The 21,715-nt window shown below is 66.9% G+C and carries 18 protein-coding genes; 6 read left to right on the top strand and 12 right to left on the bottom strand.

Annotated features, from left to right (window positions below; translation table 11 throughout):
* The first annotated feature begins 9 nt into the window (after window positions 1-9).
* Window positions 10-207 (top strand): DUF2905 domain-containing protein, encoded by a 198-nt coding sequence (locus G474_RS0118375; RefSeq protein ID WP_026688217.1) that lies wholly within the window; start codon window positions 10-12, stop codon window positions 205-207.
* On the opposite strand, the gene G474_RS0118370 is transcribed toward G474_RS0118375, so the two are convergent.
* The 3 genes from G474_RS0118370 to G474_RS0118360 all read right to left on the bottom strand — a co-directional run bounded on the left by G474_RS0118370 (window position 191) and on the right by G474_RS0118360 (window position 4,461).
* Window positions 191-1,432 (bottom strand): multifunctional CCA addition/repair protein, encoded by a 1,242-nt coding sequence (locus G474_RS0118370; protein WP_026688216.1) that lies wholly within the window; start codon window positions 1,430-1,432, stop codon window positions 191-193. The genes G474_RS0118375 and G474_RS0118370 overlap by 17 nt on opposite strands.
* 70 nt (window positions 1,433-1,502) lie before the next feature.
* Window positions 1,503-2,465, bottom strand: a complete 963-nt coding sequence (locus tag G474_RS0118365; protein ID WP_026688215.1) for a complex I NDUFA9 subunit family protein — start codon at window positions 2,463-2,465, stop codon at window positions 1,503-1,505.
* Between the two features lie 52 nt (window positions 2,466-2,517).
* On the bottom strand, window positions 2,518-4,461 hold the full coding sequence (locus tag G474_RS0118360; RefSeq protein WP_026688214.1) for a lytic transglycosylase domain-containing protein: 1,944 nt from the start codon (window positions 4,459-4,461) through the stop codon (window positions 2,518-2,520).
* Between the two features lie 40 nt (window positions 4,462-4,501).
* On the opposite strand from G474_RS0118360, the gene G474_RS0118355 reads away from it, so the two are divergent.
* On the top strand, window positions 4,502-5,080 hold the full coding sequence (locus G474_RS0118355; RefSeq protein ID WP_051282439.1) for a 5-formyltetrahydrofolate cyclo-ligase: 579 nt from the start codon (window positions 4,502-4,504) through the stop codon (window positions 5,078-5,080).
* Between the two features lie 9 nt (window positions 5,081-5,089).
* Here the strand turns inward: G474_RS0118355 and G474_RS0118350 are convergent, their stop codons facing one another.
* The 6 genes from G474_RS0118350 to ilvA all read right to left on the bottom strand — a co-directional run bounded on the left by G474_RS0118350 (window position 5,090) and on the right by ilvA (window position 11,367).
* Entirely contained in the window at window positions 5,090-6,301 is a 1,212-nt protein-coding gene (locus tag G474_RS0118350) for a zinc ribbon domain-containing protein (protein ID WP_026688212.1), read from the bottom strand.
* A gap of 174 nt (window positions 6,302-6,475) precedes the next feature.
* Complete coding sequence (locus G474_RS0118345; protein ID WP_026688211.1) at window positions 6,476-7,222, bottom strand: hypothetical protein; 747 nt, start codon at window positions 7,220-7,222, stop codon at window positions 6,476-6,478.
* 50 nt (window positions 7,223-7,272) lie between these two features.
* On the bottom strand, window positions 7,273-7,593 hold the full coding sequence (locus G474_RS0118340; protein WP_026688210.1) for a hypothetical protein: 321 nt from the start codon (window positions 7,591-7,593) through the stop codon (window positions 7,273-7,275).
* The gene (locus G474_RS0118335; RefSeq protein ID WP_026688209.1) at window positions 7,586-8,725 is read right to left on the bottom strand and encodes a MalY/PatB family protein; all 1,140 of its coding nucleotides are present in this window, start codon (window positions 8,723-8,725) and stop codon (window positions 7,586-7,588) included. Before G474_RS0118335 ends, G474_RS0118340 begins: the two co-directional genes overlap by 8 nt.
* A gap of 6 nt (window positions 8,726-8,731) precedes the next feature.
* Window positions 8,732-9,664 carry a cysteine synthase A gene (gene cysK, locus G474_RS0118330; RefSeq protein WP_026688208.1) on the bottom strand — a complete coding sequence of 311 codons (933 nt, stop codon included), beginning with the start codon at window positions 9,662-9,664 and terminating at the stop codon, window positions 8,732-8,734.
* A gap of 149 nt (window positions 9,665-9,813) precedes the next feature.
* Window positions 9,814-11,367 carry a threonine ammonia-lyase, biosynthetic gene (gene ilvA, locus G474_RS0118325; protein ID WP_342663597.1) on the bottom strand — a complete coding sequence of 518 codons (1,554 nt, stop codon included), beginning with the start codon at window positions 11,365-11,367 and terminating at the stop codon, window positions 9,814-9,816.
* Between the two features lie 17 nt (window positions 11,368-11,384).
* On the opposite strand from ilvA, the gene G474_RS0118320 reads away from it, so the two are divergent.
* The gene (locus G474_RS0118320; RefSeq protein ID WP_026688206.1) at window positions 11,385-11,807 is read left to right on the top strand and encodes a YqaA family protein; all 423 of its coding nucleotides are present in this window, start codon (window positions 11,385-11,387) and stop codon (window positions 11,805-11,807) included.
* Between the two features lie 129 nt (window positions 11,808-11,936).
* Entirely contained in the window at window positions 11,937-12,368 is a 432-nt protein-coding gene (locus G474_RS0118315; protein ID WP_043465338.1) for a bacteriohemerythrin, read from the top strand.
* A 34-nt stretch (window positions 12,369-12,402) separates the two neighbouring features.
* On the opposite strand, the gene rnk is transcribed toward G474_RS0118315, so the two are convergent.
* Both rnk and G474_RS22310 read right to left on the bottom strand, forming a co-directional pair.
* Window positions 12,403-12,816: a nucleoside diphosphate kinase regulator gene (rnk, locus tag G474_RS0118310; protein WP_026688204.1), complete on the bottom strand. Its 414-nt coding sequence runs from the start codon at window positions 12,814-12,816 to the stop codon at window positions 12,403-12,405.
* Window positions 12,817-12,945: 129 nt separating this feature from the next.
* Window positions 12,946-14,586 (bottom strand): GGDEF domain-containing protein, encoded by a 1,641-nt coding sequence (locus tag G474_RS22310; protein ID WP_051282429.1) that lies wholly within the window; start codon window positions 14,584-14,586, stop codon window positions 12,946-12,948.
* A 162-nt stretch (window positions 14,587-14,748) separates the two neighbouring features.
* Here G474_RS22310 and G474_RS0118300 point away from each other — a divergent pair, with 162 nt between their 5' ends.
* Complete coding sequence (locus G474_RS0118300; protein ID WP_026688203.1) at window positions 14,749-18,636, top strand: DUF3683 domain-containing protein; 3,888 nt, start codon at window positions 14,749-14,751, stop codon at window positions 18,634-18,636.
* 135 nt (window positions 18,637-18,771) lie between these two features.
* Window positions 18,772-20,376, top strand: coding sequence for a hypothetical protein (locus G474_RS0118295; RefSeq protein ID WP_026688202.1), 1,605 nt, complete (start codon window positions 18,772-18,774; stop codon window positions 20,374-20,376).
* Between the two features lie 3 nt (window positions 20,377-20,379).
* Here the strand turns inward: G474_RS0118295 and phoR are convergent, their stop codons facing one another.
* On the bottom strand, window positions 20,380-21,708 hold the full coding sequence (gene phoR, locus G474_RS21615) for a phosphate regulon sensor histidine kinase PhoR (protein WP_043465294.1): 1,329 nt from the start codon (window positions 21,706-21,708) through the stop codon (window positions 20,380-20,382).
* Window positions 21,709-21,715 lie beyond the last annotated feature (7 nt).

The following is a 21,715-nucleotide window of genomic DNA, read 5'->3' as shown; positions in this document are numbered from 1 at the left end:
AGCAAATCGGTGTTGAAATGGTTGTTGACCCTGTGCCTGGCCATCATGATCCTGGGGCTGATGGCCCCCTGGTTCCGCCAGCGCTTCGGCCTGGGCCGCCTGCCCGGGGATTTCAGCTGCCGCTACCGGGGCCGGGACTACTTCTTTCCCTTCACATCCACCCTGCTTTTTTCCCTGCTGCTGCTCCTGGTCAGTCACTGGCTGTGAGCGGGGCCACGGCGGCGCTCACCGCCGCCAGCCGGGCCTGGTGCAGGGCTTCCGGGATGCGCGTCTTGTCGGCGCAGGCCCGGGCAATGGCACCCCCGTCCACGCTGCGGAAAGCCGCCGCAGCCGCCTGCCAGAGGGCCTGCTGGGGATAGGGCGCGGCGGCACTGCCCAGGCGCCCCCGGTGATCGGCCACACAGGCCAGCAGCAGCTCCTCGAAGCGCTCGGGGCGGCGCTGCACGTCGCAACGCTCCAGCACCTGGACCAGCACCAGGGGCTGCCACTGGCCCTCCTCCCATCCGGCCCGATGCACATGGCCGTGCAGCAGCATTACCAGCCGCGCCAGCTCCCGGCAATCCACCGGCACCCGCAGACGTTCGCACAGGGCCAGCAGCAGGGGTTCGCCGCGCGCCTCGTGGTCCCGGTGCCGGGGCCATTCGGCGGCCGGCGTCAGTCCCTTGCCCAGGTCGTGGGTCAGGGCGGCAAACCGGGCCGGCAGGGACAGGTCCATGGCCGCCGCCGCCTGGAGCACCAGGAGCAGATGGGCGCCGGTATCCACTTCCGGATGGAACTCGGGCCGCTGGGGCACTCCGAACAGAGCCGCCACCTCGGGCAGCAGCCGGGCCAGGGCGCCGCACTCGCGCAGCACCTCCAGCATCCGTTCCGGGTAGTCCTCCATCAGCCCCCGGGCAAGCTCCTGCCAGACCCGCTCCGCCACCAGATGGTCCACCTCCCCCTCGGCCACCATGCGGCGCATCAAGGCCAGGGTTTCCGGGGCCACCTGAAAATCCCCGAAGCGGGCGGCGAAACGGGCCAGCCGCAGGATGCGCACCGGGTCTTCGGCAAAGGCCGGCCCCACGTGGCGCAGCACCCGGGCTTCCAGGTCGGCGCGGCCCTTGAAGGGGTCCACCAGCACCCCGTCGTCACCCCGGGCCATGGCGTTGATGGTCAGGTCCCGCCGGGCCAGGTCCTCTTCCAGGCTCACGTCCGGGGCCGTGTGGAAGGTGAAGCCATGGTAGCCGTGACCACTTTTCCGTTCGGTCCGGGCCAGAGCGTATTCCTCCTGGGTCCGGGGGTGCAGAAACACCGGGAAATCCTTGCCCACGGGGCGGAAACCGGCAGCCAGCATGGCTTCCGGAGTGGCCCCCACGACCACGTAGTCCCGGTCGGACACGGGGCGACCCAGCAGTTCATCGCGGATGGCGCCGCCTACGGTATAGATCTGCATCTCTGCCTCCTGGATGAAAAAACGCCTTGCCGTGCAGCTGCAGGGCAAGGCGCGGGGGCGGCAGGCCGGATCAGCGGCCGGCGTACCAGCGGTAGCGGTCCAGGCGCCCCTTGGGGTTGTTGCCGGCGATGTAGGTGGGCGCGATGGACTCCAGGGCCGTGGGCCGCCAGCCCGGAGGGGTCTGGCCGGAACCGTCGGCAACGCTGTCCTGCTGCATGGAGCGCAGGTTGTCCGGGGACATCATGGGCTTGGGCAGCAGCCACAGAAGCCCGGCCTGGACATAGGCCCATCCTTCAGAAAGGGCGAGGATGCGGGCCTTGCTCCGGGTCAGCCGGGCCACGTACTGGACCAGCTCCCTGAGGCTGTAGGTCTGGGGCCCCACCAGTTCATAGGCTTGACCGAAGGTATCCCGGTTTTCCAGGCTATCCACGAAGGCGTCGGCCACGTCGGCCACCCAGACGGGCTGGAAGCGGGCCTGGCCCATGCCCAGGGGAAACACCGGGAAGGCTTTCAGGAGCCGGGCGAACAGGGTCAGGAAGGAATCGCCGTAACCGAAGATCACCGAGGGGCGGAACACGGTCACGTCCAGCTCGCCCCGGGCGGCCAGGATGATCTTTTCCCCTTCGCCCTTGGAGCGCAGGTATTCGGAAGGACCATTCACGTCGGCCTTGAGGGCGCTCATGTGCACCAGGCGGCGCACCCCGGTGGCCTTGCAGGCCGCCACGATCTTCCTGGGCAGGTCGATGTGGGCCCGTTCGAAATCCTTGCTGTAGGGCAGCTTCACGTCCCGGCTGTGCAGGATGCCCACCAGGTTGATCACCGCGTCCTGGCCCCGCATCAGGGCCTCCAGCTGGGCGGGATCGCTGATGTCGGCTTCGGGCATGTCCACCCCCGGCAGCATGATCAGTTTCTTGGTCCGGTCCCGGCGGCGGGTGGGGATGGTGACCTTGACCCCCTGTTCGGAAAGACGGTTGGCGATATAGGTACCGACAAAACCGCTGCCTCCCAGCAGCAAGACTTTCTTCTGTTCCATGGCTATCCCGTACGGATTGGTTGGCTTGAACGACTTGGGCAAGGCCCGGATTTTAAGGCAAATCCGGGGTCTTGGGCGCGTCCACGGCCGGCCGGGCCGGCACCATCCCCAGGCGGGCGCGCAGGGAAGCGGGCTGGCCGTTGAACAGCACCGAGTAATAGACGGCGTTGCTCATCACTTTTTTCACGTAATCCCGGGTCTCGGAGAAGGGGATGGTCTCGGCGTAAATGGCCCCTTCCAGGGGTACCTCGGCACGCCAGCGGCGAGCCCGGCCCGGGCCGGCGTTGTAGGCGGCGGAGGCCAGCACCGGATGGTTGTCCAGATCCTCCATCACCATGCGCATGTAGGAGGTGCCCAGGAGCAGGTTGATCTCTGGATCATTCACCCGGCGGTGGTCGTAATCCTTGAGGCCGATCTTCCTCGCCACCCACTTGGCCGTGGCCGGCATCAGCTGCATCAGGCCCGAGGCGCCGACGGATGATTTGGCATTGCTGATGAAGCGGCTCTCCTGGCGCATCAACCCATAGACCCAGGCATCGTCCAGGGACTGTTCCCGGGCGGCAGGCCGGACCTGGGTGTCGAAGGGGGCCAGGAAACGCAGGCCGTAATCATGCTGGCTGCGGGTCCGGTCGGCGGTGTTGATGGCCCGGTCATAAATCTGCTGCTGGCGGGCCAGCTCGGCGGCGGCCAGCAGTTGCCGATCGTCCATGTCGCGGATGGCCCAGTTCCACTCGCGGATGGCATCCAGGCGCATGTCGAGGCGGAAGAAGGCAAGGGCCCGGGCCAGCCCCGGATTATTGCGGGCCTGGGCCAGCTCCTGGGGCTGCAGCGGAGCCGCCTTGGGCGGAATGACGATGCTGCGCCCCAGCTCCTCGTCGGCCAGGTTGCCGTAGAAGCTGGGCTGTCCGGCGACCCGCTCGAACAGCTGTCGGGCTTCCTCCTGGCGGCCGCCGGCCTTATAGGCCCGGCCCAGCCAGTAGGTCCATTCGGGTTTGTCCCGCAGGGTTGCGGGCATGCTTTCGATGGCAGCGCGCACGGCGCCCCAGTCCCGCTGGCGCAACACGGCGCGCACCTGCCACTCGGCGCCTTCGGTGGAGAGCTGGCCGGGCTGGCTGCGGCCGAACCAGTCCGGCGCAGCCCCCATGTGCCGGCGCGCCGCCTGCAAGGCCACCTGGCCCCAGGCCCAGGCCTTTTCGGATTCCCCCAGCTGGGCGCCCCAGCGCTCCAGCTGGCTGGCGGCATAGGCCGGGTCATTGCGGGCCAGGCGCTGCATGGCCAGGGCCAGCAGTTCGCGGCTGCTGCGCTCCTTGATGCTGGCCGGGGAGAGGCGGGCCAGCCAGGCAGCGGTCTTGTCCAGCACCAGGTCCAGCTGGCGCGGGTCCGGCTGCTGGGAAGGCGGCAGGGTGCGCAGCACCTGGCGCGCCCCGGCCACCTTGTTCACCTCGAACAGCAGCCGCACCCGGGTCCACAGCTGCTCGGTACCGACCCGGTCGGCCATCATCTCGAACAGGGGCTGGCAGGCTTCGGGCACGTCCGTCAGGTTCAGCCACAGGGCTTCCCCGTCGGCCAGGGCGGCGGCCTCACGCAGGTTCAGACGGGCCTGGATGCCCAGGCAGCGGGCTTCCTGGTCCGGGGCCTTCAGCTGGGCAAACTGCTGGCGCAGCTCCTGCCAGGCCCCCTGTTTGGCCAGCACCCGGAGCCAGTCGGCCCGCAGGCGGTCTCCCAGGTAAGCGCCCTCCTGGCGCGAGATGAAGGCCTGCACGGCGCCCGGGTCCTGGTTTTCCAGGCCCTGGCGCAGCAGGTAATACTGGGCGTAATCGGCCAGCACGTGGCCGCGCAGGTCGCCGGCCAGGGCTTCGAGACGGGGGCGGTTACCGACCCGGAAGGCTTCCCGGGCCGCCAGGAACTGGCTGTCGCCGGGAACTTCCTGAGCCAGGGCGGGAAGGGAAAGACTGCCGGCCAGGCAAAGCCCGGCCAGGATGAGGCGCAACTTCATGTGTTAGATTCGGCGGATGAAAACTGCATCCGAGCATAGCATGGAGAGCCCCCCCTCCGACCGGGAACAATTGCGCAAAACCATGATTGCCGCCCGGCGCCAGCTGCCTCCCGGCCAGGTGCAGGAGTGGTCGGCCCGGATCGTGGAACGGCTGCTGGGGCAGTTTCCTGCACCGCCCGGCGACTGCATTGCCTTCTGCTGGCCCATCCACCATGAACCGGACATCCGCGCCGCCCTGGAGGCCTGGCAGGCCCGGGGCGCCACCGGGGCCCTGCCGGTGGTGACCGCCCCGGCCCAGCCCCTGGCCTTCCGGCCCTGGACCCGGGACACGCCCCTGGAGCCGGACCGCTACGGCATCCCCACCCCCGTGGCCGGCCCCTGGGTCCAGCCCGACGTGCTGCTCCTGCCCCTCAACGCCTTCGACGATGCCGGCTTCCGCCTGGGTTACGGCGGCGGTTTCTTTGACCGCACCCTGGCGGCCCTGGCGCCCCGGCCCCTGAGCATAGGGGTCGGCTTCGAGCTGAACCGGGTGGCCAGCATCGGGCCGGCGGCCCACGATCAGCCCCTGGACTGGATCTGCACCGAGGCGGGGCTCACCCGGATCAACCGCCCCGCCTGAGCCTGCCCCTCAGTCCTCCCCGAGCTTGTGGCCGCACTCGCCGCAGTAGCGGTCATCCCGGCCCACCGGCGCCTGGCAGCGGGGACAGGGCAAGGGGCCGGAAGCCGCATCCGCCGCAGGCAACAACGGCGAAGCGCTTTCCGCAACTGCCGGAGTGACAGCTGCAGGCCCCACTTCCGGGGTAGCCTCCGGGGCAACCCCGGGAGCAGCCTCCGCCGTGGCCGGAGCAGACCCGGCACCGGCCCGGCGCCGGGCGGCTTCCTGCAGTTCCTGGGCCTTGCGCCCCAGGGCCGCCAGGCTACCGCCGATGAGCTGGTCCGCCGCGCCCGGGTCCAGATCCGCCGCCACCCGCAGGTAGATCAGGTTCAGGCCCATCACGGCCATGGCCAGCAGGGCGCCCCCCACCAGGGCGAAAATCACCAGGGAACCGAACCCCGCCGCCATCATGTAGGCCATCCCACCTCCCAGGCCGGCGCCGGGCATCCCCATGCCCCACATGCCGCCGAAAGCCGAGGCCACCTGATTGCCCAGGATGGGTACGGACATGCCCAGCACGAAGGAGTAGCCGACCCCGAGGATGCTGCCCAGCACCCCGCCCACCAGGGCCAGCAGCAGGCTGAGCAGGAGCATGCTGATCAGGAGCTCCACCAGACGCTGGGTGGCGATCTGCCAGAGCATGGCCACCGCCCCGCGAATGCCCGCACCGCTCCAGACCGCCGGCCCGGCCATGGACAGGGCCACGTACAGGCTGAAGAACAGCATGCCCGCCATGAGCACCAGTAGCGGCAGGCTCAGGCCATAGAGCAGGGGCCCCAGGAAGGGCAGCTTGCAGAGGAACAGCACCAGGGCCATCAGCACATAGAACAGCAGCACCAGGGCCAGTCCCGCCAGAGCCACGGCCAGGATGCGCAGGGCAGCCGGGCCGCCGCCCAGCAGGGCGGCCCTCAGGGAACGGGCCGGCAGGCCCCGGGCCTGGTCCATGAGCAGCAGCCCCGCCGCCGACAGGCCCACGGGAAAGAACAGCAAGGCCAGGAAGCCGGCCAGGCCGGAAAGCAGGAGGGTATCCAGCCGGGCCGCCAGCATGGTGCCCAGGAACAGCAGCAGGCCGGCACCCAGGGCGGTCGCAATCAGCACGCCCACGGCCTGCCAGTTGCGCAGCGCCTCGGTAGCCCGCAGCAGGTCGGCATAACGGGCCGCCTGGCCCAGAGAATGGGGATTCATCCTAAATTCCTCTCCATAGCGGCCCAAGGGCACGGGGCAAGATTCAAGACTGCATCCGCTGGTCTTGCACCACCCGCAAGCTGCGGCTGCACGGCAATACCGGGGCTGCCCCTGTGCGCTCGGTGGCTCTGTGGTTCCAATGGGGTTTTGAGGTTCATGGTTCTTCCTGCTTGATCAAGGTTCATGGCGGTTCTGACCCACGGCGCATTCCGGCACGCTGTTCCAGCGGCCGTCGCAGTATTTCCAGCGCACCTTTTCCCGACAGAAGAAACCGCCGTCGCATTGGGCCAGGTCCCGGCGCAGATCGTTGAGCCAGGCCGGCTCACCCAACGGGCGGACCGGCGTGGAAGGCGGGGTGAGCGGCACCGGCTCGGGGGCAGGGACCTCTGCCGGGCGCGGCCTGGGGAGCTGGGGCCGGGAACTTTCCTGGACCGGGGGAAGCGGCTGAGGTGGCTCCGCCACCGTCGTTTCCAGGGGCGGCGGGGGCGGGACCTCCACAGCAGGCGGCAAGGGCGGAGGCGGCGCGGCAGGCACGGCCGCTGGCTCGGGAAGGGGGGGCGCTGCCGGCCGCTGGCCCATGGCCCACCACAGGGCCCCCAGGGCCAGCACCAGGGCCAGGCTGCCAACCCCGACCACCAGCCGGGGATCGGGCCCGGCAGGGGGCTCCGGCTCGGCCGCTGCCAATGTCATGGCGCCAGGCTGGGGTTCAGGCTGGGGTTCAGGCTGGGGTTCAGGCTGGGGGGCGGGCGGGGGGGCGGGATCGAGGGGCGCCCCCAGGGCTTCGGCCGGGATCGGGGAAATGGCGTCTTCCGGGGCAGCAGCGGGGGCTAGGGGGCTGGCGGCCTGGGTCGGGGTGCCGCATCGGGAACAGAATCTGGCGGGCTGGCCCCCCAGGTCAAAACCACAGGACTTGCAGAACATGACTCACCCATCGCAATTGATTCCGGGTGATTATGCCAAAAGCCAGAAGCTTATTCCGCAGAAATATCCCGCCGGACCCCTTGCCGCAGCAGCGGGGTGAGCCCGATGATCCCCAGCAGCAGCAGCAGGGAGACGGCCAGGCTGAGCAGAGCCTGGGAGAAATCGTAGATGCCGGTGCCCAGGGCCAGTTCCAGGGGGACCCAGCGCCTATGCACCATCAGCACCAGCCCCAGGCACAGGCTGGCCCAGGGCAGCCAGTAGCGGCCGGCCCGGGGCAGCTGGCGCAGGGCCCAGGCGGAGGCCAGGACCTGGACACCAACGGCATTGAGGAGGCAGAGGACGGAGATTTGAAACAGGGGCCAATCAGACATGAACGGACTCGACGGCGACCCGCAGGCGGGTCAGGGCGGTGTCGAGGGTAGCAGGAGTACAACCGAAATTGAAGCGCACCCAGCCTGGGGCGCCGAATTCGGCCCCGTCGGAAAGGCCCAGGCCGTGGGCCTCGAAATGGGCCGCCGGGTTGTCCAGACCCAGGCCCCGAGCGTCGATCCAGCCCAGATAGGTGGCTTCCACGTGGCTCATGGAGAGGCCGGGCAGGGCGGCCACGGCGGCTTCGAGCCGGTCCCGGTTCTGGCGCAGCCGGGCCAGCAGGGCCTGGTACCAGTCGCCGCAATCCCGGTAGGCCGCTTCGCAGGCCGCCAGGCCCAGCACATTCACGTGGGGGACGATGCCCGCCGTGGCACGTTCGAAGCGCCGCCGCAGGGCGGCATCGGGGATCACCGCGAAGGCGCAACCCAGGCCGGGAATGTTGAAGGTCTTGGAGGGCGCCATCAGGGTGATGCTGCGCGCCGCTGCTTCCGGCCCCAGGGCGGCAAAGGGGAGATGTCGGCGTCCCTGATCCAGGATCAGGTCACAGTGGATTTCATCAGAGCAGACGAGCAGTTGACGCCGGGCGGCGAACTCAGCCAGCTGTTCCAGTTCCTCCCGGGTCCAGCAGCGGCCTACCGGGTTGTGGGGGTGGCAGAACAGCAGGAGCTCCGTGTCCGGCGTACAGGCCGCTTCCAGGGCCTGCCCGTCCAGCTCCCAGCGGCCCGCCCCGTCCTGGCGCAGCCCGACCCCTTGCAGCCGGCGCCCGGTATAGGCCGGGGCGGAGAGGAACGGAGGGTAAATGGGCGTGGTAGTGAGCACGCCACCCGTCACCGCGCGGCAGGCGGCGTTGAGCCCGGGCACCAGGCCCGGCAGCCAGACCAGCCAGTCGGCCTCAATCTGCCAGCCGTAGTGCTGCTCCAGGTGGGCCTGCACCGCCCCGGTCAGGGAGGGCCAGGGGGCGCCGTAGCCGAACACCCCGTGGCTGATGCGCCGCTGCAGGGCTTCGAGCACGGGGGGCGGCGCGGGAAAATCCATGTCCGCCACCCACAGGGGCAGCACGTCCCGCCCCGCGTAACGGCCCCATTTGATGGAGTCGGTGCCGCGCCGGTCGGGGGCCTGCTCGAAGTCATACATGCGGGCTCAGACCTCCAGGTGGGCGTACAGGGCCGTAGACAGGTAGCGCTCGCCGAAGGAGGGCAGGATCACCACGATCAGCTTGCCGGCATTTTCCGGCCGCCTGGCCAGGGCCAGGGCGGCGCTCACGGCAGCCCCGGAGGAGATGCCGGCCAGCAGCCCTTCTTCGGTGGCGAGACGGCGGGCGATGGCGAAGGCATCATCACTGGCCACCGGAATCACCTCGTCGTAGATGCCGGTATTGAGGATGGCGGGCACGAACCCGGCGCCGATGCCCTGGATCGGATGCGGCCCCTTCTCGCCGCCGGAAAGCACCGGCGAGGCTTCGGGCTCCACCGCCACCACCTGGACGGAGGGCTTCTTCGCCTTGAGAGCTTCTCCGACCCCGGTGACCGTGCCGCCGGTACCGACCCCGGCAACGAAGATATCCACCTGGCCATCGGTATCCCGCCAGATTTCCTCGGCGGTGGTCTGGCGGTGCACTTCCGGGTTGGCAGGATTCTCGAACTGCTGGGGAATCAGGTAGCGGCTGTCCGCCTCGGCCAGTTCCCGGGCTTTCTTGATGGCGCCGCCCATGCCTTCGGGGCCGGGGGTGAGGATCAGCTCGGCGCCGTAGGCCTTCAGGAGCAGGCGCCGTTCCCGGCTCATGGTTTCGGGCATCACGAAGGCGCACTTGATGCCCCGGGCGGCGCAAACCATGGCCAGGCCGATGCCGGTGTTGCCGGAGGTGGGCTCCAGGATCACGGTTTCGGGGCCGATCCGGCCGGCGGCCTGGGCCGCATCGATCATGGCCACGGCGATCCGGTCCTTGACGCTATGGGCCGGGTTGAGGAACTCCAGCTTCACGGCCACGGTGGCGCCGCAGCCTTCCGTGAGCCGGTTGAGACGGACCAGGGGGGTGTTGCCCACCAGTTCGGTGACGTTGTTGGCGATGTTCATGGGGAACTCCAGAAGAGGGATGGGGCCAGTCTAGGGCTTTCGTCCTGGCCCCCAAAGATCAAGTGGGCAGATGCTTATTCCGCAGGGTCATGAAAACCATCGTTTTCATGCAAAAAAGGCTGGAAGTCTCCTTCCAGCCTTGCGGGAACTCAGCCCAGGAACAGCTTGTAGACCGGATTATCCGTTTCGTTCCAGCAGCCATAGCCGAGCTTGTCCAGGAAGGCCTGGAACTCATCCATCTCGCCGGGAGGCACCTGCATGCCCACCAGCACCCGGGCGATGTCAGCCCCGTGGTTGCGGTAGTGGAACAGGCTGATGTTCCAGCCGGCGCTCATCTGGTTGAGGAAGTTCATCAGAGCGCCGGGCCGCTCGGGAAACTCGAAGCGGTACACCCGTTCGCTCATGCCCCCGTCCCGCACCTGGGGCGCGTGGCCGCCCACCATGTGGCGCACGTGCAGCTTGGCAGTTTCGTCCTCGGACAGGTCCAGGGTGGGATAACCGTGCTTCTTCAGGCTTTCCACCAGTTTCAGGGACTCGGCCCGGTTGGCCACCTGCATGCCCACATAGACATGGGCCTCGGCCCGGTGGTGGTAGCGGTAGTTGAATTCGGTGATGTTGTGCTTGCCGATCAGGGCGACGAATTTCTTGTAGGCGCCGGGCTGCTCGGGCAGGGTCACGGCGAGCACCGCTTCCCGCTGCTCGCCGATCTCGGCCCGTTCGGCCACGAAGCGCAGCCGGTCGAAATTGGTATTGGCCCCGGAAGCCACGGCCACCAGCACCTTGTCCTTGAGCTTGTGCTGGCGGGCGTATTCCTTGGCCCCGGCGATGGCCAGGGCGCCGGAGGGCTCGAGGATGGAGCGGGTGTCCTCGAACACGTCCTTGATGGCGGCGCAGATGGCGTCCGTATCCACCAGGATGATGTCGTCGAGCAGTTCCTTGCAGACCCGGAAGGTCTCCTCTCCCACGAACTTGACCGCCGTACCGTCGGCGAACAGGCCCACCTGGTCCAGGCGCACCCTTTTACCGGCGGCGATGGAACGCTTCATGGCGTCCGCGTCGAAGGTCTCGACGCCGATCACCTTGACCTCGGGCCGCACCGCCTTGATGTAGGCGGCCACCCCGGCCGCCAGCCCGCCGCCGCCGATGGCGACGAACACCGCGTGGATCTTGCCGTCCTGGCGCGGATGCTGGCGCAGGATCTCCATGCCTATGGTGCCCTGGCCGGCGATCACGTCCGGATCATCGAAGGGATGCACGAAGGTCAGTTTCTCGTTCTTTTCCAGTTCCAGGGCGTGGGCATAGGCCTCGTCGTAGGAATCCCCGGCCAGCACCACCTCGCCGCCCCGCTTCCTGACGGCATCCACCTTGATGGCCGGGGTGGTGGTGGGCATCACGATCACCGCCCGGCAGCCCAGGTGGGCGGCGGACATGGCGACACCCTGGGCGTGGTTGCCGGCGGAAGCGCAGATCACCCCCCGCTTCAGCTTCTCGGCGGAGAGGTTGGCGATCTTGTTGTAGGCGCCCCGGAGCTTGAAGGAAAACACCGGCTGCATGTCTTCCCGCTTGAAGTAAATTCGGTTGCCGACCCGGGCGGAAAGATTGGAGGCAAAATCCAGGGGGGTCTCCACGGCCAGGTCGTACACCTGGGCGTTGAGGATCTTCTGCAGGTAATCCGGGTGCATGGCGGTTCTTTTTCGAGGCAAAGAGGGGATTCTAAAGGGTGGAATGGTTGAACGTCACCGCTGAACAGGGCTTGTGGGGGATTTTTCTGTCCAGCTTCCTCTCTGCCACTGTATTGCCCGGGGGCTCGGAACTGTTGCTGTTCGGTTTCCTGAAACTGCATCCGGAGCAATTCTGGCCGGCCCTGGGCCTGGCCACCCTGGGCAATACCCTGGGCGGCATGAGCACCTACGCCTGCGGCCGCTTCCTGCCCAAATGGCAGCGGCTCGAACAACTGCCGCACCGGGACAGGCTGGAACGACGGGGCCCGGCACTGCTGCTCCTGTCCTGGGCACCGGTGCTCGGCGATGCACTCTGCCTGTGCGCCGGCTGGCTCAAGCTCAACTGGCTCTCCTGCCTGCTGTACATGGCACTGGGCAAGGCCCTGCGCTACGCCCTGGTGGCCCAGGGCAGCGCCTGGTAAGGCAGGGCAGCGCTGTCGCTTATAGGACAAAGCGGCTAATCCCGGGAACGCCAGCCAAGGCAAATCCCTGATTTCCATGGCTGGCGCTTTATTTGCTTGGGTCCCCTCCTGATCAAGGAGGAAGCATCCATGGAAGTCATCACCTGGAAACCGGAATACGATATTGGCATTCAGGAAATAGATGAGCAGCACCGCCGGCTGGTGGCGCTGATCAACAATCTCTACAACGCGCTGGTGCGCAAGGGCAGCACCGAGGAAATCGGACAGGTCATCGATGAAGTCATCGACTACACCAAGGTCCATTTCGCCATCGAGGAATGCCTGCTGCGCATGTTCGAGTACGACGACTACGACCAGCACAAGCGCGGCCACGACCTGTTCGTGGAAAAGGTGCTGCACATCCACCGGCGTTTTCAGAGCGGCGACGCCAGCGTCAGCATGGAACTGTTCAGCCTGCTGCGGGACTGGCTGATCCAGCACATCCAGGAGAAAGACACCCAGTACGCCCCGGTGCTGCTCAAGCAGGGGGTGAAGAAAAGCTGGCTGCGCAAATTCTGGTGAGAAAAGCCGCCCCCGGAGGGAGCGGCAAAATGGCTTAGCGGTGGTAGTCGCCGGCCCGCTCGGGCTGGTAGGTCACCGCCATGATGCGGACCCGGATGTTGCGCCCCCCGGGCACCGGCCACTCGATTTCCTGGCCCACCGAGAGGCCCAGCAGGGCGCTGCCCACGGGGGCCAGCACGGAAATCCGCTGGGGATCGCCGTTCATGTCCCGGGGATAGACCAGGGTCAGCTCGAAGGATTCGCCTCCGGGCAGCATCTCGAAGCGGACGCAGGAATTCATGGTCACCACCGTGGGGGGCACCTGTTCCGGCTCCACCACCTCGGCCCGGGCCAGCTCCTCCCCCAGGGCGTCGATGCCCGGGAAGGCCTGGTACTCGGGCCGCTCCAGGAGCACCTCCAGTCGCTCCAGGTCCAGGGTGGAAAGAATGATCTTGGGCTTGGTCTGCATGGGAGCCTCCAAAAAAATTGGCGCTCCAGTCCGAAGAGGGAGCGCCCGGGATACCGGCCCGCCAGGGCGGAAAACCGGTGATTGGCCGCCAGCATAACATCCGCCATCCATTTGGACGAATGGATGCATTCAGGTGCCGGGTTCGGCCTCCTGAACCGCCACCTCCACCCGGTTGCGGCCCTGGTGCTTGGCCCGGTACAGGGCAGCATCTGCCCGCTCGATCAGTTCATCCCGGTGCGCCCCATGCTCCGGAAAGCTGGCCAGACCGGCGGAAAAGGTGACCTGGAAACGGAAATCCCCGAACTGGTGCACCTGTGCGGCAAAACGCTGGCGCCAGGCATCGGCCCGGGCCTGGGCCGCCGCCGGGGGCATGTTGGGAAACACCAGGCAGAACTCCTCCCCTCCATAGCGGCAGAGGATGTCCCCCTCCCGGGAATCCTCCTGGAGCATGGCCCCCAGGGCCTTGAGCACCTCGTCACCGGCCTGGTGGCCATAGGTGTCATTGACCTGCTTGAAGTGGTCCAGGTCCAGCATCACCACCGACAGGGGATGACCATGACGCCGGGCCTGGGCGATTTCCAGCTCCAGGGTCTCGTCCAGGTAGCGCCGGTTGAAGAGGCCCGTGAGGCTGTCCCGGGTAGCCTGTTGCTGCAGGCGGGATTCACTCTCGCGCAGGCGGGCCTGGGCCAGGGTCATGTCTGCCATGCTTTTGCGCAGGCGCCGGTTGAGCCGGGCAATCTGCAGGGCCACACCGAAGAAGATCAGCACCAGGGCACCCAGGGCCACCAGCACCAGGCGCATGTTGGTGGACAGGGGCGGCGCCGGCTTGGGATCGTAGAGGAAGCCTTCCAGGGGAAAATCCTCGGGCAACATGCCCAGGGAAGCGTAGGTGGCCGCGATGTGGTGCCAGCGCCCCGGGTTCATGTAGCCCAGCTCCACCAGATCCGGCTGGATCAGGGGCTGCATCTGTCTGGCTTCGTAGAGCAGGTAGTCCCGGCCGTGCCGCTCCCCGTAGCGGCGGATGATCAGATCGGCGATTTCCTCAGGGTGACTCATGGCATAGCGCCACCCCTTGAGGCTGGCCTCCAGAAAGGCCCTGGCCCGGTCCGGGCGGCGCCCCAGTTCGGCCTCGGTGGTAAACAGGTTGTCCCCGTAAAAATCGATGCCGGCCGAGCGGGGCGTCAGGGTCAGGTAGGGGAAACGGGCCTTGTCGAGAAAATAGGGCTCGTCGGTGATGTAGGCGGAAATGGCATCCACCCGGCCCGCCAGCAGATCCTTGGGATCAAAGCTGTGGTCCAGGCCGGAGAGGGATTCGGGCTTGACCCCCTCCTGTCTCAGGTAGGCCAGCAGTTCATCGGAGAGGGGCTCGATCATCACCCGGCGCCCGGTCAGATCATGGACGGAGCTGATCTCGGGAGTGCCCCTGGCCAGGAACACCAGGGGAGAGTGCTGGAAGATCACCCCCAGCACCACCACCGGCGCCCCCTGCTTGCGACGCAGCAGCAGGCTGCTGGTACCCACGCCATACTGGGCCTGGCCCTGCAGCACCAGGCTGATGGGATCGCTGCCTGGCAGGGCTTCGCGGATATCCACCTCCAGCCCCGCCTCCCGGTAAAAGCCCATTTCCTGGGCGGCGTAGTAGCCGGCGAACTGGAACTGGTGCAGCCACTTCAGCTGCAGGGTGACCTTTTCCAGGGGACGCGCCTGGGCCCAGGCGGGGCTCCCCCCCCAGGACAGCACACAGCACAGCAGGATGATCAGCGTTTTCATGGCCCGCCTCCCGGCAACGTCCTCATGATTAAGCAGCGCTCCGGGAATGTCCACAGGGAACCACCAGGGCCTGCCGACACACCAAGGAGATGCGCCCCCCGCTTGCGGACGGGTAAGTTAAAATTCCTTTTTTGCAGGAACCGGCTCCGCCGACCAATCACGATGACCGCACGCCTCCGAGAGATTCCCTACAACTACACCTCCTTTTCCGACCGGGAGATCGTCATCCGCCTGCTGGGCGAGGACAACTGGCAGGTCCTGGACGAGTTGCGGGGGGAGCGGGTCACTGGCCGCTCGGCCCGGATGCTCTACGAGGTGCTGGGCGACATCTGGGTGGTGCAGCGCAACCCCTATCTGGAAGATGACCTGCTCGCCAACCGGGAGCGGCGCCACGCCCTGATCGACGCCCTGCACCATCGCCTGGCGGAGGTGGACAAGCGGCGCCAGGCGGCCCAGAACGAGGACCCGGAGCGCAGCGCCAAGGTGGCCCGCCTGGTCGAGGCGGCCAGGGAAGCCGTAGGCCGCTTCGAGCAGTGGTTCCTGGAAACCTACAAGCTCAGGAAGAAGGTGCAGAAGATCCTCGGGCACCACACCCGCAAGGACAACATCGCCTTTGACGGCCTGGCCCGGGTTTCCCACGTCACCGACGCCACCGACTGGCGGGTCGAATACCCCTTCGTGGTGCTCACCCCGGATACCGAAGAAGAAATCGGCCCCCTGGTGCGCGGCTGCATCGAAGCCGGCCTGACCATCATCCCCCGGGGCGGCGGCACCGGCTACACGGGGGGCGCCGTGCCCCTGTCCCGCTACTCGGTGGTGATCAACACCGAGAAGCTCATCGACCTGGGCCCGGTGGAAGAGGTCGTCCTGCCCGGCGATGAGCCAAGAATGCGCGAGCCCTACGCCACCATCCGCACCGGCGCCGGCGTGGTCACCGACCGGGTCTCGGAAGCGGCCGGCAAGGCCGGCCGGGTGTTCGCCGTGGACCCCACCTCCGCCTCCGCCTCCTGCATCGGCGGCAACATCGCCATGAACGCGGGCGGCAAGAAGGCCGTGCTCTGGGGCACCGCCCTGGACAACCTGGCCTGGTGGAAGATGGTGACTCCGGACGGCAACTGGCTGGAGGTGGAGCGCCTGAACCACAACTACGGCAAGATCCACGAGCAGGAACTGGTGCAGTTCCGCCTCAAGCGTTTCGACCCGAGCGGCAAGAACCTGCTCGGCGAGGAAATCCTGGAAATGCCCGGCGCCCGCTGCCGCAAGACCGGCCTGGGCAAGGACGTGACCGACAAGTTCCTGGGCGGCGTGCCCGGGGTGCAGAAGGAAGGCACCGACGGCATCATCGTCGCCGCCCGCTGGGTGCTGCACAAGATGCCGCCGGTGACCCGCACCGTCTGCCTGGAATTCTTCGGCCAGGTGCGCGAGGCCGTGCCCTCCATCGTCGAGATCACCGATTACTTCAAGCCGGGCGGCGCCGGCCACCAGGCCGGGGTGCAGCTCGCCGGCCTGGAACACCTGGACGAGCGCTACGTGAAGGCTGTGGGTTACGCCACCAAGGCCAAGCGCCACGGGCGGCCCAAGATGGTGTTGATCGGCGACATCGTCGGCCATGACGAGGACGCGGTGATGGCCGCGGCCTCGGAAGTGGTGCGCATGACCAATAGCCGGGGCGCCGAGGGCTTCATCGCCGTCACCCCGGAAACCCGCAAGAAATTCTGGCTGGACCGCTCCCGCACCGCCGCCATCTCGCGCCACACCAACGCCTTCAAGGTGAACGAGGACGTGGTGATTCCCCTGCCGCGCATGGGTGAATACTGCGACGGCATCGAGCGCATCAACATCGAACTGTCGATCCAGAACAAGCTGGCCCTGTGCGACGCCCTGAGCGAGTTCCTGCAGGGCGACCTGCCGGTGAAGGTGGGCGACTCCAAGCTGGACAAGACCGAACTGATCGGCGAGCGCCGCGATCAGGCCCTGGAACACGTGGCCTTCGTGCGCTCCCGCTGGCAGTGGATGCTGGACAACCTGGACCTGCCCCTGGCGGAAGCGGAAACCCGCTTTGCCGAATTCGGCATCGTCGCCGGGGAGCTCACCAACAAGGCCGCCAACCCGGTGCTGTTCCACCGCCTGCAGGATTACTCGGTGCGGGCCTCCTGGAAGAAGGAGCTGAAGGAGCCCCTGGACAACATCTTCAACGGCCCGGTGTTCCGGCCCCTGTCGGAAAAGATGGACGGGGTGCAGAAGGAAGTGCTGCGCGGCCGGGTGTTCGTGGCCCTGCACATGCACGCCGGGGACGGCAACGTGCATACCAACATCCCGGTCAATTCCGACAATTACGAGATGCTCCAGACCGCCAACCGGGCGGTGGAGCGCATCATGAAGCTGGCCCGCAGCCTGGATGGGGTCATCTCCGGTGAGCACGGCATCGGCATCACCAAGCTGGAATTCCTCTCGGAAGAGGAAATCCGGCCCTTCCGGGAATACAAGGCCAAGGTGGATCCGGAAGGCCGCTTCAACAAGGGCAAGCTGATGCCCGGCGGCGACCTGTCCAACGCCTACACCCCCTCGTTCAGCCTCCTGGGCACCGAGTCCCTGATCATGGAGCAGTCCGAGGTGGGCCGCATCTCCCACATGGTCAAGGACTGCCTGCGCTGCGGCAAATGCAAGCCGGTCTGCTCCACCCACGTGCCCCGGGCCAACCTGCTCTACAGCCCGCGCAACAAGATCCTCGGCACCAGCCTGCTGATCGAGGCCTTCCTGTATGAAGAGCAGACCCGGCGCGGCATCAGCCTGCAGCATTTCGACGAATTCAACGACGTGGCCGACCACTGCACGGTCTGCCACAAGTGCTTCAACCCCTGCCCGGTGGACATCGACTTCGGCGACGTCACCATTGCCATGCGCAATTTCCTCAGGAAGCAGGGCAAGAAGAAATTCGTGCCCGGCACCGCGGCAGCCATGGCCTTCCTCACCATGAAGGACCCGGCCACCATCAAGCTGGTCAGGAAATTCATGATCGAATGGGGCTACAAGGCCCAGCGCCTGGGCCACAAGATCGGCAAATCCCTGGGCCTGATCCAGGGCCAAGTGAAGCATCCGCCCGCCACCCTGGGCCGCCCCGAGGTGAAGGCCCAGATCATCCACTTCATCAACAAGCCCATGCCCGGCGGCCTGCCCAAGCGGACTTCCCGGGCCCTGCTGGATATTGAAGATGATGCGGTGATCCCGGTGATCCGTAATCCGCACAAGACCACCGAGGATTCGGACGCGGTGTTCTACTTCCCCGGTTGCGGCTCCGAGCGCCTGTTCTCCCAGGTCGGCCTGGCCACCCAGGCCATGCTCTACGAGGTGGGCGCCACCACGGTGCTGCCCCCGGGCTACCTGTGCTGCGGCTACCCCCAGACCTCGGCCGGCGAGGAAGACAAGGGCCAGAAGATCACCACCGACAACCGGGTGCTGTTCCACCGCCTGGCCACCACCCTCAACTACCTGGACATCAAGACCGTGGTGGTCTCCTGCGGCACCTGCATGGATCAGCTGCAGAAATACCACTTCGAGCAGATCTTCCCTGGCTGCCGCCTGGTGGATATCCACGAGTACCTGATGGAAAAGGGCCTGAAGCTGGACGGCGTGCAGGGCACCCGCTACATGTACCACGAGCCCTGCCACACCCCCATGAAGATACACTCCGGCATCAAGGTGGTGAACGAACTCATGGGCCAGCCGGTGGAGCTTTCCGATCGTTGCTGCGGCGAATCCGGCACTCTGGCGGTAACCCGCCCCGACGTCTCCACCCAGGTGCGCTTCCGCAAGCAGGAAGAGATCGAGAAGGGCGCCGCCCGGCTGCGCCAGGACCAGTTCACCGGCCAGGTGAAGGTTCTCACCTCCTGCCCGTCCTGCCTCCAGGGCCTGTCCCGCTACCAGGGCGACGCCGAGGTCCAGGCCGACTACGTGGTGGTCGAGATGGCCAAATACCTGCTCGGCGACAACTGGATGGCCGACTACGTGAAGAAGGCCAACAGCGGCGGCATCGAAAGAGTCTTGCTCTAAGCGGGAATATCCATTGATCATGGCGGGTGCAAGCCCTTGCGCCCGCCATGCCGTGCTCATGACGGCCACCGCCGCGGGCCAGGACAATGCTAAACTGCCGACTGCCCTGGCACCTCCTGACCCTGGAGTAGCTTCATGACTGCATCCCCGCCTGAACTGGTCATTCCCGACCTCGACACCGGCATCAACCTGATTGCCCAGCTGCCCCTGGCCAATCCGCCTGAAGCCCTGGAACAGATCAACCGTCTGCTGGACGGCCTCAAGGCCACACCGCCCAGCCCGGAAATCTATCTGGCCCTGCTGGAACAGGTCCGTGTCCCCCTCTGCTTCGTCGCCGAGGAGCTGGCCCGCACCTACCACAACAAGCCCCTGCCCCTGGCAGAGCTGGAGGAGTTCCGCTTCCAGCGCGTGGTGGAGACCTGGCGCAAGATGGGCCGGGCCTACAACCAGTGCGCCCAGGGAGTGCATGCGGACCCCAAGGATCCCAACTACGCCAACTATCTGGCGGGCATCCTGCATCGCAATCTCTACTACACCGGCGCCATCATCCACGAACATTACCGGGCCCGCCAGGAACTGCCCCGGGGCATCTGGCTGGACCTGCACGGCTACTACGAAACCGCCGAGGAACTGGGGGTGGCCACCGAACCGGTGGTGGACCCCCTGGAAGGCGAGCAGCACACCACCCACTGCGCCGCCACCTACATCACCCTGCTGCTCATCGAAATCGCCAGCCCCTACAGCCACAGTGTCCGGGACCAGAACCTGATCCGGCGCTGGGCCTACCTGTGGGCCCCCCTGGTCGCGGTACTACCGGTGGATTCGGATCTGGAAGTCCCCCCCTTCGTGGTGGACCTGATGCAGGACAAGGCCCTGCACCCGGCCACCAACGGCATGGTGGCGGATTCCGCCCGGCGCCTGGACACCTCCCGTCTGGCCATCCAGATCGCCCAGATCCAGGCCCAGCTCAAACAACGGATGCTGCCTTCCCAGCTGGGCCTGGGCGAAGAAACCAACAATCACGCCCGCAAGCTGCTGGAACGGCTCTCCGGTCCCTGGACCCAGACCTCCATCCCCCGCCGCTTCCGGCGCTATGCGGCCAGCGGCCGGGTCAAGGTGTGCAGCGGCTTCGAATCCATGCACCTGGCCATTTCCGGCGACGTGTTCACCCAGCCGGAAGCCTCCCGGGCCTATTCCCGCAAGGATTTCGAGGACATGGCCACCTTCCGCTTCATGGTGGAACCGGAAAAGATGCTGCACATCCGCCAGTGCAATCTGGATTTCCCCGTGGATCAGTGGGAAGTCATCAACCACTCGGCCAACGGCTTCCGCCTGGGCCGTTCCATGGCAGGGCAGAAGATGGCCCACAGCCAGCTGCTGGCCCTCTGCCCCCATGACGGCGAACACTATCTGCTCGGGGAAGCCAGCTGGCTGATGCAGGAAACCAGCGAAGGCAGCCTGGTGCTGGGAGTCTCGGTGCTGCCCGGCATGCCCAAGGCCGTCGCGGTGCGCTCCAACGACTCGGCCAAGGGCAACGGCGAGCACTATGTGCGGGCCTTCATGCTGCCCGGCGTCGAGGCCATCAATGCGCCCCCCGCCCTGGTCCTGCCCACCGGGCTGTACCGGGCCGAACGCAGCATGTCCCTGTTCTGCGACGGTGAAATCCGCAACGTGACCATCAAGAGCATCCTGCAGCGGGGCATGGATTTCGACCGGGTCAGCTACGTTCAGGAAAACTGAACCTCAGGCCAGGCGCCGCCTGGCCTCTTCCCCATAACGCAGGCGCATGGCCGGAAAACGGGCGGCAAAACGGCTGCCCTTGCCCGGCTGGCTTTCCACTTCCAGGGTGGCCTGGTGGTGGCTGAGCACATGCTTGACGATGGCCAGCCCCAGCCCGGTTCCCCCGGTCTCCCGGGAACGGCCCCGGTCCACCCGATAGAAGCGCTCGGTGAGCCGGGGAATGTGCTCCGGCGCGATCCCTATCCCCGTGTCGGTCACGGCAAACTCCCCGCCCCCCTGGGTTCCCAGCCAGCGTAGCTCGATCTCGCCCCCTGCCGGGGTGTAGCGGATGGCATTGGTGACCAGATTGCCCAGGGCGCTGCGCAGTTCCTGGGGATTACCCTGGAGCTGGATGTAGCCTTCCATCTTCAGGCTGATCCGGTGCCGTCCGGCGGAGAGCACCAGGGCTTCCTGGTGCAGGGTCTGCAGCAGGGGTTCCAGGTCCACCACCTCTTCCCGCTGGGCCACGGAGGTGGATTCCAGTACCGACAGGGTGAGCAGGTCCTCGATCAGGCGCTGCATGCGGTGGGTCTGTTCGGCGATCAGGGCCATGTAATGGCGCATCTGGGCCGGATCGGGCTCCAGCTCCGGGTCGGAGAGCATCTCGGCAAAACCGGCCACCACGGTCAGGGGAGTCTTCAGCTCATGGGAGACATTGGCCACGAAATCCCGGCGCATCACGTCCAGGCGCTCCTGGTCGCTCACATCCCGGGACAGGAGCAGGTTTTCCCCCGCCGCATAGCTGACCACCTGCACCAGCAGGGTCTGACCCGCCCGGCGGGGATTGGGAAACAGCACCGGAGCGCTGTAGTCGCCCCGTTCCACGTAGCTGACGAAATCCGGCTGGCGGATCAGGTTGGTCAGGGCCTGGCCCCGGTCCTTGCCGGGATCCAGCTGGAAGTGGACCGCCGCATTGGCATTGATCCACTCGATCTGGCGGTGCTGGTTGAAGATGATGATGCCGTCCGGGAAAGCCTGTACGGCCCGGCGAAAGCGCTCCAGGGCGTCGGACAGCAGTTGCTGCTGTTCCCGCCGCACCCGGGCCCGGTGATGCAGGCCGGCGAAGACATGGTTCCACAGCCCCCGCCCCTCGGGTACCGGCCGGTCCGGCGGCCCCTCCAGCCAACGCTGCAGCCGCAGCAGGTACATGAAGTTGAGAGCGCTGATGCCGAGCAGGCCGGCCGCCAGGGTCACCAACCCCCAGACCGGCCCCTCCATGATCCAGACGGGCAGGACCAGGAAGAGGCCCAGCAGGGCCAGGGGAAACAGGGCGCTGAACCAGAGGGAGATCAAGGGGCTC

It is taken from the genome of Azovibrio restrictus DSM 23866, assembly GCF_000429665.1.
Classification (GTDB): domain Bacteria; phylum Pseudomonadota; class Gammaproteobacteria; order Burkholderiales; family Rhodocyclaceae; genus Azovibrio; species Azovibrio restrictus.
The sequence above is the reverse complement of the archived record's forward strand: the minus strand, read 5'-3'. Positions and strand labels throughout refer to the sequence as shown.